This window comes from Variovorax sp. GW531-E2, from assembly GCF_059423125.1.
Genome location: NZ_JBWKXQ010000095.1, coordinates 1 through 16,178, shown reverse-complemented (window position 1 = coordinate 16,178; position 16,178 = coordinate 1). Strand labels below are relative to the sequence as shown.

At 69.8% G+C, this 16,178-nt stretch carries 16 protein-coding genes; 11 read left to right on the top strand and 5 right to left on the bottom strand.

Features of this window, described 5'->3' with window-relative positions; translation table 11 throughout:
- Positions 1-179 precede the first annotated feature (179 nt).
- Genes AC07XP_RS31050 through AC07XP_RS31015 form a run of 8 tightly spaced genes read left to right on the top strand, consistent with a single transcriptional unit; the run spans position 180 to position 6,890 of the window.
- Positions 180-851 carry an amino acid ABC transporter permease gene (locus AC07XP_RS31050; protein WP_139705579.1) on the top strand — a complete coding sequence of 224 codons (672 nt, stop codon included), beginning with the start codon at positions 180-182 and terminating at the stop codon, positions 849-851.
- Positions 852-882: 31 nt separating this feature from the next.
- Complete coding sequence (locus tag AC07XP_RS31045) at positions 883-1,536, top strand: amino acid ABC transporter permease (protein WP_062474720.1); 654 nt, start codon at positions 883-885, stop codon at positions 1,534-1,536.
- A gap of 56 nt (positions 1,537-1,592) precedes the next feature.
- A complete protein-coding gene (locus AC07XP_RS31040; protein WP_495266825.1) occupies positions 1,593-2,390 on the top strand; it encodes a transporter substrate-binding domain-containing protein in 798 nt (265 codons plus the stop codon).
- Positions 2,391-2,417: 27 nt separating this feature from the next.
- Entirely contained in the window at positions 2,418-3,173 is a 756-nt protein-coding gene (locus AC07XP_RS31035; protein WP_056583293.1) for an amino acid ABC transporter ATP-binding protein, read from the top strand.
- Positions 3,173-3,916, top strand: coding sequence for a sugar phosphate isomerase/epimerase family protein (locus AC07XP_RS31030; RefSeq protein ID WP_390344993.1), 744 nt, complete (start codon positions 3,173-3,175; stop codon positions 3,914-3,916). Before AC07XP_RS31035 ends, AC07XP_RS31030 begins: the two co-directional genes overlap by 1 nt.
- A 10-nt stretch (positions 3,917-3,926) precedes the next feature.
- A complete protein-coding gene (locus tag AC07XP_RS31025; protein WP_062474731.1) occupies positions 3,927-4,880 on the top strand; it encodes a sugar kinase in 954 nt (317 codons plus the stop codon).
- Complete coding sequence (locus tag AC07XP_RS31020; protein ID WP_495266824.1) at positions 4,880-5,860, top strand: 2-hydroxyacid dehydrogenase; 981 nt, start codon at positions 4,880-4,882, stop codon at positions 5,858-5,860. The genes AC07XP_RS31025 and AC07XP_RS31020 overlap by 1 nt, the downstream gene beginning before the upstream one ends.
- Before the next feature lies 1 nt (position 5,861).
- On the top strand, positions 5,862-6,890 hold the full coding sequence (locus AC07XP_RS31015; RefSeq protein WP_495266823.1) for a LacI family DNA-binding transcriptional regulator: 1,029 nt from the start codon (positions 5,862-5,864) through the stop codon (positions 6,888-6,890).
- On the opposite strand, the gene AC07XP_RS31010 is transcribed toward AC07XP_RS31015, so the two are convergent.
- Positions 6,856-8,517, bottom strand: a complete 1,662-nt coding sequence (locus AC07XP_RS31010; RefSeq protein ID WP_495266822.1) for a GMC family oxidoreductase — start codon at positions 8,515-8,517, stop codon at positions 6,856-6,858. The genes AC07XP_RS31015 and AC07XP_RS31010 overlap by 35 nt on opposite strands.
- A 229-nt stretch (positions 8,518-8,746) precedes the next feature.
- On the opposite strand from AC07XP_RS31010, the gene AC07XP_RS31005 reads away from it, so the two are divergent.
- Positions 8,747-9,247, top strand: a complete 501-nt coding sequence (locus AC07XP_RS31005) for a hypothetical protein (RefSeq protein WP_495266821.1) — start codon at positions 8,747-8,749, stop codon at positions 9,245-9,247.
- Positions 9,248-9,325: 78 nt separating this feature from the next.
- Complete coding sequence (locus tag AC07XP_RS31000) at positions 9,326-9,973, top strand: response regulator transcription factor (protein WP_070059496.1); 648 nt, start codon at positions 9,326-9,328, stop codon at positions 9,971-9,973.
- Positions 9,974-9,983: 10 nt separating this feature from the next.
- Here AC07XP_RS31000 and AC07XP_RS30995 read toward each other — a convergent pair whose 3' ends face one another.
- From AC07XP_RS30995 to AC07XP_RS30985, 3 genes are all read right to left on the bottom strand, one after another.
- Entirely contained in the window at positions 9,984-11,084 is a 1,101-nt protein-coding gene (locus tag AC07XP_RS30995; protein ID WP_095947325.1) for an agmatine deiminase family protein, read from the bottom strand.
- A gap of 34 nt (positions 11,085-11,118) precedes the next feature.
- Positions 11,119-12,282: an agmatine deiminase family protein gene (locus AC07XP_RS30990; protein ID WP_495266820.1), complete on the bottom strand. Its 1,164-nt coding sequence runs from the start codon at positions 12,280-12,282 to the stop codon at positions 11,119-11,121.
- Between the two features lie 86 nt (positions 12,283-12,368).
- A complete protein-coding gene (locus AC07XP_RS30985) occupies positions 12,369-13,280 on the bottom strand; it encodes a LysR family transcriptional regulator (RefSeq protein WP_495266819.1) in 912 nt (303 codons plus the stop codon).
- 71 nt (positions 13,281-13,351) lie between these two features.
- Between AC07XP_RS30985 and AC07XP_RS30980 the strand changes: the two genes are divergently transcribed.
- A complete protein-coding gene (locus tag AC07XP_RS30980) occupies positions 13,352-14,419 on the top strand; it encodes an agmatine deiminase family protein (protein WP_495266818.1) in 1,068 nt (355 codons plus the stop codon).
- Here the strand turns inward: AC07XP_RS30980 and AC07XP_RS30975 are convergent.
- Positions 14,416-16,178 (bottom strand): ATP-binding response regulator (locus AC07XP_RS30975; protein ID WP_495266817.1); only part of this gene is annotated, 1,763 nt, incomplete at its 5' end. The genes AC07XP_RS30980 and AC07XP_RS30975 overlap by 4 nt on opposite strands.

Sequence of the window (16,178 nt, the reverse complement as noted above, 5' to 3'; positions counted from 1 at the left end):
GTGCCTGCCGGGGGAGAAGTGGGGTCCGCGTGGGGGTTCGGCATCGCGCCAGTGTAGGCAGGCGGGTAGGGCAAAACGCCCACCTAGGGGAATCCCTAGCTAGGTCTGAAACCGGTTTCATTTAAGCTGCAAGCATTCCTTTCAGGGTCTGCGCACGGCCTGGCCGTGCACGCTCCGCCATGAACTACCAGTTCCAATTCGACGCCGTCTTTGCCGCCTGGCCGCTGCTGCTCAAGGGCACGTGGATCACGGTGCAGCTCTCGCTCACCGCCACCTTGCTGGGGCTGGTGGTGGCCATCTTCTGTGCCTGGGGCAAGACCTCGGGGCCGGGCTGGCTGCGCTTCCTCGTCAATGCCTACATCGAGGTGATCCGCAACACGCCGTTCCTCGTGCAGCTGTTTTTCTTCTTCTTCGCGCTGCCGGCCATCGGCCTGCGCTGGTCGCCGCAGACGGCCGCGCTGGTGGCGATGGTGGTGAACCTGGGCGCCTACGCCACGGAGATCATCCGCGCGGGCATCGAGTCGATTCCCAAGGGCCAGATCGAGGCGGGCCGCGCGCTCAACCTCAAGCCCTGGGAAATCTTCCGCTTCGTGATCATCAAGCCCGCGCTGAAGGCCATCTACCCGGCGCTCACGAGCCAGTTCATTTTGCTGATGCTGAGCTCGGCCGTGGTGTCGGTCATCTCGGCCGACGACCTGACCTCGGTGGCCGCCAACCTGCAGTCGCAGACCTTCCGCAGCTTCGAGATCTACATCGTGGTCGCGGCCATCTACCTCGCGCTGGCACTGGCCTTCTCGGCCATGTTCAAGCTGATCTACAAGCGCACGCTCAACTACCCGGACCGCCGGTAACTGACTGACCACGACGGACGGAGCACACACCATGCGCACCTTCGGTTTTCCCGAATTCCTTTTCATCCTCGAAGCAGCCCAGTGGACGCTGGCGCTGTCGGCCATCGCCTTCGTGGGCGGCGCCATCCTGGGGCTGCTCATCGCGCTGATGCGCACGTCGGAATCGACGTGGGCGCGCGCCGTGTCGACCACCTTCATCCAGATCTTCCAGGGCACGCCGCTGCTGCTGCAGCTGTTCCTGGTGTTCTTCGGCGCGCCGGTGCTGGGGCTGGACATCAACCCGTGGGTCGCCGCGGGCGTGGCGCTGGTCCTGAACAGCGCGGCCTTCCTGGGCGAAATCTGGCGCGGCTGCATCCAGGCCATTCCGCGCGGCCAGTGGGAGGCGGCGCAGGCGCTGAACCTGCACTACGTGGCGCGCATGCGCGACGTGGTGCTGCCGCAGGCCTTCAAGATCGCGCTGGCGCCCACGGTGGGCTACCTGGTGCAGATCATCAAGGGCACGTCGCTCGCGGCCATCATCGGTTTCGTCGAGGTCACGCGCGCCGGACAGATCGTCAACAACGCCACCTTCCAGCCGCTCATCGTGTTCTCGGTGGTGGCCGCCATCTACTTCGTGATCTGCTGGCCGCTGTCATTGCTGGCAGCCCGCATGGAGCGCAAGCGCGCCCAGGCGCTCGCACGTTGACCCTTTTCGCTATTCCTTTCTCGTCGCTTCCTTTCTTTATTCAGGAGACACATCCAATGACCGTTACCACCACCCGCCGCGCTGCCATCGCAGCCCTGGGCCTCGGCGCCGCGCTGACCGTGTTCGCTCCCTTCGCTTCGGCACAAAGCATGGCCGACATCAAGAAGAAGGGCGAGATCACCATCGGCATGCTGGTCGACTTCCCGCCCTACGGCACCACCGACGCCAAGAACCAGCCCGACGGCTACGACGCCGACGTGGCCAAGCTGCTGGCCAAGGACTGGGGCGTCAAGGCCAACATCGTGCCGGTGACCGGCCCGAACCGCATTCCGTTCCTCTTGACCAACAAGGTCGACCTGCTGGTGGCTTCGCTGGCCGTGACGCCCGAGCGTGCCAAGCAGGTGCAGTTCTCGCAGCCCTATGCCGCTGCGACCATCGTGCTGTACGGCGCGACCAAGACCTCCATCAAGGCGGCCGGCGACCTGAAGGGCCTGCGCGTGGGCGTGGCCCGCGCCTCGACGCAAGACGTGGCCGTGACCAAGGCCGCACCCGAAGGCACCGAGATCCGCCGCTTCGACGACGACGCCTCGGCCATGCAGGCGCTGATCTCGGGCCAGGTCGATGCCATCGGCTGCTCGGTCACCGTGGCGGCGCAGATCGCCAAGCGCGTGCCGGCCAACACCTTCGAAAACAAGTTCACGCTGGTGCAGCAGTCGATGGGCATCGCGATGCGTCCGGGCCAGGAAGAGCTGACCAGGGCCGTGAACGAATTCGTGCAGAAGAACACCGCCAATGGCGAGCTGAACAAGCTCTATCAAAAGTGGCTGCAGGCCGACCTGCCCAAGATGCAATAAGCGAAAGCGCTTGAAGGGAATCCTGGCATGACGACGGAATCGATCATCCGCATGGAAGCGGTCAACAAGTGGTACGGTGAATTCCAGGTGTTGACCGGCATCGACCTGTCGGTGCGCCAGGGCGAGCGCATCGTGATCTGCGGGCCCTCGGGCTCGGGCAAGTCCACGCTCATCCGCTGCATCAACCGGCTCGAGACGGTGCAAAAGGGCCGCATCGTGGTCGACGGCATCGACCTCACGGCCGGCGGCAAGAACGTGGACGCGGTGCGCGCCGAGGTCGGCATGGTGTTCCAACAGTTCAACCTGTTCCCGCACCTCACCATCCTGGAGAACTGCACGCTGGCGCCGATGCGCTCGCGCGGCATGACCAAGGCGCAGGCGGAGGAGGTGGCCATGAAGTACCTCACGCGCGTGCGCATTCCCGAGCAGGCCAAGAAGTACCCGAGCCAGCTCTCGGGCGGCCAGCAGCAGCGCGTGGCCATTGCGCGCGCGCTGTGCATGTCGCCCAAGATCATGCTGTTCGACGAGCCCACCTCCGCGCTCGACCCCGAGATGGTCAAGGAAGTGCTCGACACCATGATCGGCCTGGCCGAAGACGGCATGACCATGCTGTGCGTGACGCACGAAATGGGCTTTGCCCGCAGCGTGGCCGACCGCGTGATCTTCATGGCCGACGGCAAGATCGTCGAGCAGGCACCGCCGCAGGAATTCTTCGGCAACCCCAAGGACGAGCGCACGCGCCAGTTCCTCGGGCAAATTCTCAGTTCGCACCAAGCCCACTGATGGCCTTCGAAGTCCTGATTTCTCTGTCGTCCTTCGGTGCGGCCGAGGTGGGGCGGCACGGCCAGCTCTGGTGCTCGCAACTCTCGCGCGCGGCCGGTGCCGATTCGGTGGAAGTGCGCGGCGAGATGCTGCGCGACGCCGAGGCTGAACTGCCCGCGCTCAATGGTCTGGCTACCGTTTACTCCAGCCCCGAGGGCCTGTGGGCCGAAGGCGGCTGGCTCGACAGCGCCGCGCTGCAACGCGGCATCGCCGCCGCCACGCGCGTGGGCGCGAAGCGGCTCAAGATGTCCATCGGCGACTTCCAGGCTTCGTCGCACGGTTCGCTCTGGGGCCTGAAGGTCGCGCTGGCCGAAACCCGCGTCGAGCTGCTCATCGAGAACGACCAGACGGTGCGCGCCGGCACGCTGGCCGCGCTGCAGACCTTCTTCGACGTGGCCGACCGCGCTGGCGTGCCGCTGGGCATGACCTTCGACATGGGCAACTGGCACTGGCTCGGCGAGTGCCCGCTGCAGGCCGCGCAGGCGCTCGGCCACCGCGTGCGCTACGTGCATTGCAAGGGCGCGCAGCGCCTGCCGCACAAGTGGGTGGCGGTGCCGCTGGGCGACTCGGTCGCGCCGTGGCGCGCGGTGCTGCGCGCACTGCCGGCCGATGTGCCCCACGCCATCGAATACCCTCTGGTGGGCGACGACCTGCTGGCCGTCACCCGCACGCAGATCGATTTCATCCGCGCCGCACGGGCGTAGGAACACACACATGACGCAACCCACCGCCTTCGACGTCGCGCTGTTCGGCGAAGCCATGCTGCTGCTCGTGGCCGACCGGCCCGGCCCGCTGGAAGACGCAGAGGCGTTCCACAAGCGCACCGCCGGTGCCGAGACCAACGTGGCCATCGGCCTGTCGCGCCTGGGCCTGAAGGTCGGCTGGGCCAGCCGCCTGGGCACCGACTCCATGGGCCGCGCACTGCTGGCCGCGATGCGCGCCGAAGGCATCGACTGCTCGCACGTGATCACCGACGCGACGCAGCGCACCGGCTTCCAGTTCAAGGGCCGCGTCACCGACGGCAGCGACCCGCCGATCGAGTACCACCGCAAGGGCTCGGCCGCCAGCCACATGGGCCCGGCCGATGTCGACGAAGCCTGGCTGCGTTCGGCGCGCCACCTGCACGCCACCGGCGTGTTCGCCGCCATCTCCGAGACCAGCCTGCAGGCGGCGCTCAAGTCGATGGACGTGATGCGCGCGGCCGGCCGCACCATCTCGTTCGACACCAACCTGCGGCCCACGCTGTGGTCGTCCACCGAGACGATGCGCCACTGGGTGAACGAGCTCGCCTCGCGCGCCGACTGGGTGCTGCCCGGCATCGAAGAGGGCCTGTTGCTCACGGGCCACGACAAGCCAGAAGACGTGGCCAAGTTCTACCGCGAGCGCGGCGCGAAGCTGGTCGTCGTCAAGCTCGGCGCGGCCGGCGCCTACTACGACAGCGACGTGGCGGGCACCGGCCATGTCGACGGCTTCCCGGTGAAGGAAGTGATCGACACCGTGGGCGCGGGCGACGGCTTTGCGGCCGGCGTGGTGAGCGCATTGCTCGAAGGCCGCAGCGTGCCCGACGCGGTGCGCCGCGGCGCCTGGATCGGCGCGCGCGCCGTGCAGGTGCTCGGCGACACCGAAGGCCTGCCGACGCGGGCGCAACTCGAAGAAGCGGGACTCTGATGACCAAGAAGAATGTGCTGGTGTTCCGGGCCCTGCCCGAAGACCAGCTCGCGCGCCTGCAGGCGGTGCACCACGTCACCGTGGCCGATCCGCGCAAGGCGCCCGAGGCCTTTGCCGCTGCGCTTGCCACCGCGAACGGGCTGATCGGTTCGAGCTACAACGTCGACGCTGCGCTGCTGGATGCGGCGCCGCAGCTCGAAGTGATTTCGAGCGTGTCGGTCGGCGTCGACAACTACCCGCTGGCCGAACTGCACCGCCGCGGCATCGTGCTGTGCCACACGCCCGACGTGCTCACCGAGACGGTGGCCGACACGGTGTTCGCGATCCTCATGGCCACGCAGCGGCGCGTGGTCGAGCTGTCGACGATGGTGCGCGAAGGCCGCTGGACCAAGAACATCGGCGAAGAATTCTTCGCCACCGACGTGCACGGCAAGACGCTGGGCATCCTCGGCTTCGGCCGCATCGGCCAGGCCGTGGCGCGCCGCGCCGCGCTGGGCTTCGGCATGCCGGTGCTCTACCACGCGCGCCGCCCGGTCGACCTGGCCGCGCAGGCGCCCGAGCTGCAGGGCCGCGCCACGCACACGCCGCTGGACGACCTGCTCGCGCGCGCCGACATCGTGCTGGCGATGCTGCCGCTGACCGACGCCACGCGCGGCATGATCGACGCCGCCTTCTTCGCGCGCATGAAGCCGGGCGCGTCGTTCATCAACGGCGGCCGTGGCGCCACCGTGAACGAAGCCGCGCTGCTCGACGCGCTCGACCACGGCACCTTGCGCGCAGCAGGGCTCGACGTGTTCGCGAAGGAGCCGCTGCCGGCCGACTCGCCGCTGCGCACGCACCCGCGCGTCACGCCGCTGCCGCACATCGGCTCGGCCACGCACGAGACGCGCCACGCGATGGCCGAGCTGGCCACGACCAACCTGCTGCAGGTGCTGGCCGGCCAGAAGCCCACGGCCCCCTACGACACCGCCACCGCCTGACATGAAGCCCACAGGCCGCGCCACCATCGCCGACGTCGCCGAAGCCGCGGGCGTCTCCAAGGCCACCGTCTCGCGCTTTCTGAACCACCGCGAGCGCCTGCTGAGCCCCGACATCGCCGCGCGCGTCGAGGCCGCCATCGCCAAGCTGGCGTACTCGCCCAGCCCGATGGCGCAGGCGCTGAGCCACGGCCGCTCGCGGCTCATCGGCCTGATCGTGGCCGACATCACCAACCCGTACTCGGTGGCCGTGCTGCGCGGCGCCGAGAAGGCCTGCCAGGACGCGGGCTACCTCGTGATGCTGTTCAACCTGGGCAACGAGAGCGAACGCGAGCGCGAGGCCATCAACGCGCTGGCGGGCTACCAGGTCGACGGCTTCATCCTCAACACGCTGGGACGCGGCAGCAACGTGGTCGATGCGGTCACGCTGCACGGCAAGCCGGCCGTGCTGGTCGACCGCCGGCACACGGGCATGCACACCGATTTCGTCTCGCTCGACAACCATGCCGCCATGCGCGACACCTGCGGCCACCTGGTCGAGGGCGGCTACCGCGAGCTGCTGTACGTCACCGAGCCGCAGAAGGGCGTGAGCTCGCGGCGCGAGCGCACGGCCGCCTTCGGCGCCTGCGTGGCCGCGCACGAGCCGCGCGTGGCGGGCGAGGTCTTCGAATCGGTCGAGGGCGAGAACGACGCGCTCGACGAGGCCTTGCGCGCGCTGCGCCAGCGCGCCAAACGGGGCCGGCGCGCGGCGGTGGTCGCGGGCAATGCCGTGGTCACGCTGCGCGTGGCACAGGCCATGGCGCGGCTCGACTGGCGCTTCGGCGCCGACCTGGGCTTCGTGGGCTTCGACGATCCCGAATGGGCCTCGCTCATCGGGCCGGGCCTGAGCACCGTGGCGCAGCCGACCGACGAGATCGGCCGCGCCGCCGCCGCCTGCCTCATCGAGCGCCTGCGCGGGCTCGACGCGGCGCCGCGTCAGCTGCTGCTGCCCGGCGAACTCATGGTGCGAGGCTCATCGACGGCACTGCCGTAGCGGATGCCGCGAAGGAGGCGGGCCCGCACATCCAGCCGGCCGCGCGCTCCGCGATCATGATCGTCGGCGCGTTGGTGTTGCCGCCGATCAGCGTCGGCATCACCGAGGCATCGACCACGCGCAGGCCCGCGATGCCGTGCACGCGCAGCTGCGGGTCGACCACCGCCATCGCATCCACGCCCATCTTGCAGGTGCCCACCGGGTGGTAGATGGTGTCGGCGCGCGCGCGGATGTGCTCTTCGAGCTGCGCGTCGGTGTGGGCGTCGGCGGTGTAGACCTCGCGGTGGCGGTATTTTTCGAGCGCGGGCGCGCGCATGATCTCGCGCGTCTTCTTCACGCCCTGCAGCAGCAGCGCCATGTCCTCCGGGTCGGCCAGGAAGCGCGGGTCGATGCGCGGCGCCGAGTCGGGGCTGGCGTCGTTCAGCCGCACGTCGCCCCGGCCCTTGGGGCGCAGCACGCACACATGGCACGAGAAGCCGAAGCCCGCGTGCAGCTTGCGCGCATGGTCGTCGGTGATCGCGATCACGAAGTGCAGCTGCAGGTCGGGCCGGCGCAATTCGGGCGACGACTTGATGAAGGCGCCGCCTTCTGCAAAGGGCGTGGCGACCAGGCCCGTGCCGTCGCGGCGCCACTGGTTGATGGCCTTCAGCAGGTGCAGCCCGCCGACCGGACCGATGCCGAACATGTCGGTCTGCTTCGACTTGTAGGCGACGATGAAGTCGCAGTGGTCCTGCAGGTTCTGGCCCACGCCGCGCAGCGCATGTCGCACGGCGATGCCGTGGCGCGCGAGTTCGTCGGGGTCGCCGATGCCCGAGAGCATCAGCAGCTGCGGCGAGTTGAAGGCGCCGCCGCACAGCGCCACCTCGCGGCGCGCGCGAATGGTTTCGACATTGCCGCCGCGCCGCACCTCGACGCCCACCGCGCGCCGGTCTTCGAGCACCACGCGCAGGGCCTGCGTGCCGGTCATCACCGAGAGGTTGGGGCGCTGGTCCATCACCGGGTGCAGGTAGGCCGCGGCGGCCGAGCAGCGCTCGCCGTTTTTCGCGCCGCCGTGGAACTGCGTCACCTGGTAGAGCCCCGCGCCTTCCTGCTCGGGACCGTTGAAGTCGTCGTTGCGCGCAATGCCGCATTCGGCGGCAGCGCGCACGAAGGCCTCGGTGATGGCGCGCGGGCTTTGCTGCTCCGACACCTGCAGCGGGCCGTCGGCGCCGTGCAGCGCGCTGGCGCCGCGCTGGTTGCCCTCGGCGCGCAGGAAGTGCGGCAGCACCTCGTCGAAGCGCCAGCCGGCGCAGCCCGCGCGTGCCCAGTCGTCGTAGTCCTCGCGGTGGCCGCGCACGTAGAGCATGGCGTTGATCGCGCTGGAGCCGCCCAGGCAGCGCCCGCGCGGCTGGTAGCCGCGCCGCCCGTTGAGGCCGGGCTGCGGCACGGTCTGGTAGGCGTAGTTGTTGATGCGCGGGCGCCCCGGCAGCATCGCCACCACGGCGGCCGGCGCCCGCACGAGGATGCCGCGTCCGTCGCCGCCGGCCTCGATGAGGCAGACCGTCACCGACGGGTCCTCGCTCAGGCGCGAGGCCAGCGTGGCGCCGCCCGAGCCGCCGCCCACGATCACGTAGTCGAATTCCGCCATGGCTTCTGGTCCTTCTTGTCGTTGGATGTGAGGATGCCCGTGCGCCGATGCGCGCACCGGCATTGTGGCCAGCGACCCCGGGGTCGGGCTCCACGGGTTTCCCCTGCCGTGGGCGCCCCCAAGTGGCTTTACCGATGCTTCACCCGGCGGACAAATTGCAACGCGCAGCCCGTGGCCCAATGCGCCTTCGGAGCGCTCGACCCTGCGCCCGCCCTTCCACGCTCTGCCCATGCACCTGCTTTCAGACGCGACGATATTCACCGAGGTCCGCTTCTGGGCGCTGGTGCTGTGCTCGCTGGTGCTGCCCGCCGCGATCTTCGTCACGCTGTTCGTGCGGCGCGAGTTCTCCAAGACCACCGTGCTGGCCTTCGGCCTGCTGCTGATCGCGCTGGCGGGCGCGGACATCTTCCTGCTGCGCGCACTGGCGCGGCTCGCGCAGGCCACGCCCTCGCTGGCGGACGACCTCGTCTTCTCGTCGGAGCTGTCGATCGCGCTGTACATCTTTCCGGCGGCGTTCGGCACCATCGGGCTGAACATGGTGTCGCACGTGCTCATGCACTACCTGAAGCAGAAGGAAGCGCGCTTCGAGGCCCACCGGCAGGCACCGACGTCGGCACCGCCACGGCGCCGAGGGTCGCGCGTGCTGCGCCACCGTCGCGTGGCATCGCGCATGTCGCCCCGGCCGGGCTCGCGCACGGCGGCGGCGCGCCGTCCGCCCGCCGACCGCTGAGGGCGATACCCGGCGGGTTTCCTCCGGCGCCCACGGGGAACCGTGGGGTTCGACGCCGGTTGCCGCCAGAATCGAAGGATGCCCGCCACCATCCTGTTGATCGACGACCACGCGATGTTTCGCGAAGGCCTGTTCCTCGCGCTGCGCGAAGCCGAGCCGACGATGACCGTCGCCACGGCCCGCAACGGCGCCGAAGCGCTCGAGGCGCTCGCCACCTTGCCCCGGCTCGACGCGGTGATGACCGACTACTACCTGCCCGACCTCGGCGGCGCGGCGTTGCTGGCCGAGCTGCACCGGCGGCGCGGCGGCTTGCGCATCCTGGTGCTGTCGGCCTCCGAAGACCCGCAGGACATCGACACCGCACTCGATGCCGGCGCGCAGGGCTTCGTGCACAAGTCGGCCGACAGCCAGCAGCTCATGGACGCGCTGCGCCGCGTCATGGCGGGCGAGCAGAACGTGGTGCAGGCCTCGCCGGCGGGCGGCGCCGCGCTGCCCGTGCTGTCGACCCCCACCGATGTGCTGAGCACGCTCACGGCGCGGCAGGCCGAGGTGCTGCAGCTGTTGTGCGAAGGGCTGCGCAACGCCGAGATCGCGCTGCGCCTGGCCACCAGCGAGAAGACGATCAAGGCGCACATCTCGGCGATCTTCGGCGCGCTCGGCGTGACCAGCCGCACGCAGGCCGTGATCGCGGCGCGCCGCGCGGGCATGCTCGGTCGCCCGCGCTAGGGCCAACGCATCAGCGCGGCTGCTGCTGCGTCGTGCAGTGGATGCCGCCGCCGCCCGCGGCGATGGCGTCGATATCGAGCTGCACGATCTCGCGTTTGGGGAACAGCTCGCGCAGCAGCGCGCGGGCGTTGCCGTCGGCGCGCGCATCACCGAACTGCGGCGCAATGACGGCGCCGTTGCAGACATAGAAGTTGATGTAGCCCGCCGCGAACTCGTCCGACTCGTAGGTGCTGCGCACCGTCTCCGGACCGCGCAGCACCTCCACGCGCAGGCGCTGTCCGCGTGCGTCGGTGGCCTGGCGCAGGATCTCCAGGTGGCGCCGGGTCACGGCGTGGTCGTAGGAGTCGGGGTCGTCGTCCAGGCCCGCGACCACCACGCCCGGCGCTGCAAAGCGCGCGTAGAAATCGGTGTGGCCGTCGGTGATGTCGCGGCCCGCGATGCCCGGCAGCCAGATGATCTTGCGCAGGCCCAGCAGGCGCTTCAACTCGGCCTCGCAGGCCTCCTTGCGCAGGCCGGGGTTGCGGTTGGCGTTGAGCACGCAGCTCTCGGTGATGATGGCCGTGCCCGCGCCGTCGACCTCGATGCCGCCGCCTTCGAGCACGAGCCGCGTGCGCAGGCGCTGCACCTCGGCGGCGTCGGTCACGTACTCGGCCACTTCGGCGTCGCGCGCATGCGATTGCTTGTTGCCCCAGCCGTTGAAGTTGAAATCGATGCCGGCCCATTCGCCCGCGCCGTTGCGCACGAACACGGGGCCGGTGTCGCGCATCCAGAGGTCGTCCACCGGCTGCACCTCGAGCGTCACGCGGTTGCCGCACAGCCGCGCGGCCAGGTCGTGCTCCTGCTCGCGCACCAGCAGGTGCACGGGCTCGAAGGCGGCGATGGTGCGGGCGATCTGCGCCAGGTGCTCGCGCGCCGGCTTCAGCAGGCGCCGCCCCCAGACGCGTTCGCTGGGGCCGAAGGACATCCAGGTGGCGCGGTGCGCGTCGCCCTCGTCGGGCATGTGCCAGGTGTCGGGCGCCGCAGCGGTGGCCGTGGCGACCAGGCCCAACGAGGCCAGGGGCGCCAGGCCCATGCCGTGCAGCAGGCGGCGGCGGGTCAGGGGAAGGTGCATGTCGGTCTCCGGAATCAGGGGAGGGGGCGCGGCATCACGCCGGTTCCTGTTGCGTCGTGCAGTGGATGCCGCCGCCGCCCGCGGCGATGGCGTCGATGTCCAGCTGCACGATCTGGTGGCTGGGCAGGTGCGCGGCCAGCGCCGCGCGGGCCGTGCTGTCGGCCACGGCGTCGCCGAACTCGGGCAGGAACACCGCCTTGTCGGTGAGGAAGAAGTTGACGTAGCCGGCCGCGAACTCCTTGCGCGCAAAGGTGGGGCGCACCTGGCTCGGCGTTTTCAGCGTGACGATCTGCAGGGGGCGACCGCGCGCGTCGGTGGCGCCGGTCAGCAGTTCCAGGTGGCGGTGCGTCACGGCGTGGTCGTACGATTTCGGGTCGGTGTCCAGCGCCGCCACGACCACGCCGGGCTTGAGAAAGCGCGCATAGAAATCGGTGTGGCCGTCGGTGATGTCGCGGCCCGCGATGCCCGGCAGCCAGATGATCTTGTCCAGCCCCAGCATGCGCTTGAGCTCGGCCTCTGCGTCGGCCTTGCTGACGCCCGGGTTGCGGTTCTTGTTGAGCACGCAGCTCTCCGTGATGATCGCCGTGCCCTGGCCATCGACCTCGATGCCGCCGCCTTCCATCACGAGGCTGCTGCGCAGCAGCGGCACGCCCGTGAGTTCGGCCATGCGCGCGGCCACCGTGGCGTCGCGTGCATGGGCCTGCTGGTTGCCCCAGCCGTTGAAGTTGAAGCTCACGGCGGCGCGCTCGCCACGGGCGTTGCGCACGAAGACGCAGCCGGTGTCGCGCATCCAGAGGTCGTCGATGGCGTGTTCGATCAGGTGCACGTTGGAGCCGCACAGTTGGCGGGCCGTGGAAGCATCCGCGGGGTTCACCAGCATCTTGACCGGTTCGTAGACGCTGATGGCATTGGCGATGCGCGCCAGCGCCTGGAACACCGGCTGGCGCATCTCGGCCGTCCAGATGGATTCGCGCGCCGCGAAAGCCATCCACACGGCGCGGTGGGCGTCGCCTTCGTCGGGCATGCGCCAGCCGGACGCGGGCGCCGGGGCGGGTGCCGGTGAAGGGGTCGGCATGGGCACGGGGAAGGGCGGCAGCATGCCGCTGCCGCTCCCACCACCGCCGCCGCCACAGGCGGTCACGAGTCCACCGAAAAGGCCCAGGCCGCCCAGGCCCAGGAGAGTGCGTCGCGTTGTCATTGGAATCAGGGTTATTACTAAGTTCTAAGAAGCCCCGAATTCTGTCGACGCCTATCTATCTACACAATTGATGTCTTTTAAAGGGATTAATCGATCTGGCTCATATCGCCAGCGTCTTCCTGCGCAAACAGCCGCAGGCTGTCGAACACCTCCCGCACCAGCGGCAGGCGCGAGGGGCCTTCGGCGCACGCGATCCAGAGGGTGCCCAGCGGCAGGCTCGGGGTGTCCGGCCACTGCCGCAATTGCCCGGTGCGCAAGGCGTCGTCGGCCAGCAGGCGCGACACCAGCGCGATGCCCCGGCCGCGCAAGGCCGCGTCGAGCACCAGGCGCGGGTCGTCGTAGATCGCGGCCTTGCGCAGGCCGCCGAAATGCGCGCGGATGAAGGGACCGATGCGGTCGCTCGTGAGGTCTTCTTCGAGGCACAGCAGGCCCAGGTTGGCGTCTTCGTTCTGAGCGGGCGGGCCGACGGCCACGAGTTCGTCGGTGAGCAGCGGCACCTCGAACACACCCTCTTGCCGCAGCGGCGCGCGGGTGATGGCGATGTCCACGTCGAGCTCGTCGATGAAGCGCGCGCTCTCGTCGACCGAAATGATCGGGCACAGCTCGGGGTGCGCCTGCAGCAGCCGGTCGACCCGCGGCTGCAGCCAGCCGGTGGCCACGGGCGCGGGACACACCAGCGTGACGAGCCGGTCGTCCATGTAGGTCTCGATGCGGGCCAGCCCGTTGCGGATGTGCTCGAGCGACTTGCCCACGCTGTCCAGCAGCAGGCTGCCCGCCACCGTCAGCTCCACGCCGCGCCCCTTGCGCCGGAACAGCGGCTGGCCGACCTGCTGCTCCAGCTGCGAGATCTGGTGGCTCACGGCGGACTGCGAGACGAACAGCTCTTCCGCCGCGCGCGAGTAATTGCCCAGGCGCGCCGCCGCCTCGAAGCCGATGAGAAACTTGAAAGAGGGCAGCCGGGTGTTGGACATATGAATGGCGTCGATGAATTCAGCCAAGAAATGTCGCTTTTTCATCGAAGGAATTCAAGTCAGAGTGGGCGTCCCTGCAATTTCTTCTGAAGGACCCTTTGATTTCCAACGATTTCGACGCTCGCCGCGCCGGCCTGCGCATGCCCGCCGAATGGGAGCCGATGGCCGCCACCTGGCTGGGCTGGCCGGTGCTCGACCACCGCGAAGCCCTGTGGGGCGCGCACTACGACGCGGTCTGCCGCGCGTTCGGCCTGCTGGCGCGCACCATCGCGCGCTACCAGCGCTGCATCGTGGCCGCGCACGCACCGCTGGCCGACGCGGCCCGCGCGGTCTGCGGCCCGCAGGTGCGTGTGGTGCCCATCGCGGCCGAAGACAACTGGCTGCGCGACTGCGGCCCGATCTTCCTCGTCGACGAGCGCCAGGTCAGCCAAACCGCGGTGGGCTTCCGCTTCAACGCATGGGGCGAGAAGTACCACCCGCATGACGGCTGCCAGCGCGCCGCCGCGGACATCGCCGCGCTGGCCGGCGTGCCGCTGGTCCGTTCGGACATGGTGCTCGAAGGCGGCGCCTTCTACGTGGACGGGCAGGGCACGCTGCTCACCACCGAGAGCTGCCTGCTGCACCCGAACCGCAACCCGGGCCTGCGCAAGACGGAGATCGAGGCCGAGCTGCGGCGCATGCTGGGCGTGCACAAGATCGTCTGGCTGCCGGGCCACGCGGCCGAGGTGGAGACCGACGGCCACGTCGACGGCATCGCGTCGTTCATTGCGCCGGCCCGCATTCTTTTCAATGCGGCCGACCCCGACCAGGGCGACTACTTTCGCGCGATGCAGGAGAACCGCCGCGCGCTCGAACTGGCGACCGATGCGTGCGGCCGTCGCTTCGAGATCCTCGATCTGCCCGTGCCGCGCGACGTGCACAACTACGGCAGCGCGCGCTTTTGCGACCTTTATTCGAACTACATCCTCGTCAACGGCGCGGTGATCTCGACCGCCTTCGGCGTGCCGCGCGATGCGCAGGCGAGCGAGGTGTTCGCGCGTGCGTTCCCGGGCCGCCGCGTCGAGCTGCTGCCCATCGATGCGATCTCGCTGGGCGGCGGCGCCGTGCACTGCTCGACGCAGCAGCAACCGATGCGGGGGAATCGCCTGGCGGTGCGCGGCTTCTAGGGCGCGATCAGCTGCGACACCGTCGCCTGCAGCTGCGCCGGGTCCACCGGCTTGTGCAGCATCTGCCAGCCGCGCGCCGCCACGTCGCTCAGGCGGCGCGGATCGGTGTCGCCGCTCACGATCAGCGCGGGAATCGCGTCGTCGTTGTATTCCTCGTGCAGGCGGTCGACCACGTCGATGCCGGTCTCGCCCGCGCGCAGGCGGTAGTCGCTGACGATGAGCGCCGGCTTGCCGGGCTGGCGCGCGGCGAGCGCCAGCAGCTCGTCGCCGCTTTCGGCCGCGATCACGCGCAGGCCCCAGCTTTCGAGCAGCAGCTGCAGGCCATGGCGGCTTTCTCCGTCGTCCTCGGCCACGAGCACGAGGCGGCCGGTGTCGGCCGGCAGCGGCGCGGGCGGTGCCTCGGGCGCGGGCAGCGCCTGGCGCGCCAGCGGCACCGTCACCGAGAACACCGTGCCCCGGCCCACGCGCGAGCGCAGCGCCAGCGGATGACCGAGCAGCGCGGCCGTGCGCCGCACGATGGCCAGGCCCAGGCCCAGTCCCTTGGTGCGGTCGCGCTCGGGGTTGCCGAGCTGATGAAACTCCCAGAACACCTGCTCCTGCTCGGTGGGCGGAATGCCGGGGCCGGTGTCCCACACCTCGATGCGCAGCGCGTCGGCGCCCGCGCGGCGGCAGCCGATGAGCACGCCGCCGCGCGCCGTGTAGCGGATCGCGTTCTCCACCAGGTTGCGCAGCACGCGGTCGAGCAGCGCGGGGTCGGAGTGCACCACGGCATCGCCCGCGCGCAAGCGCAGCGACAGCGCCTTGCCCGCCGCCTGCGGCGCGAACTCCAGTTGGATCTGGTCGAGCAGGCGCGCCAGCGCAAACGGCCGCGCCTTCACGCGCACCACGCCCGCGTCGAGCCGCGAGATGTTGAGCAGGCCTTCGAACAGCAGCCCCATCGCCGCGGCGGCGCGGCCGATGCTGTCGACCACGTGCCGGCTCGCCGCCGGCAGCGCCTGCCCGCGCAGCACGCCCACGAACAGGCTCAGCGCATGCACCGGCTGGCGCAGGTCGTGGCTGGCCGCGGCAAGGAAGCGCGACTTGGCGAGGTCGCTGCGCTCGGCCGCGTCTTTCTCCAGGCGCAGCTGGCGCAGCAGGTAGAGGTTTTCGAAACGCAGCTCGAGCGAATCGACCTGCGTGCGGTACATGCGCTGCGCGAAGGCCAGCGTGACGAACAGGTAGAGCACGCCGGCCGCCGACATCACGCGCAGCAGCACGTCGTCGAGCGTGGCCATCGCGAGGATCGCGGGCGCGAAGTACGTCACCTGGAAGCCGTAGAGCAGCCCCAGGTCGATGCAGTAGGCGTAGATCGCGCCCGTGCCCATGGTGAGCATCGCCACCACGATGAACATCTGCTGTGGCAGCGACACCTGCAGCATCCACCCCGCGAGCGGCAGCCCCCACAACAAGCCGCCGAGCACCGCGCCGACCATCGCGCCGCGCCGCCAGCGCCGCAGCGCGCCCGGGTCGTGCTCGGCATGCCGGTAGCGCGCCACCTGCCAGGCGCGCGCTGCCGTCAGCACCGCGTTGGCGCCCACCCAGGCCAGCAACTGCTCGTGCGCAACCGCGCCCCACAGCGCCGCGACCACCAGCCCCGCCGTGAGCATCACGCCGAGCAGCGAGAACGGAAAGTTGCGTCGCAAGGCCGCCATGCGCGCGGCAAAGACGGGGTCGGCGGGCGTCGTGGGTGGGGTGGCGCTCATCGGTGTGTGGACGGAGG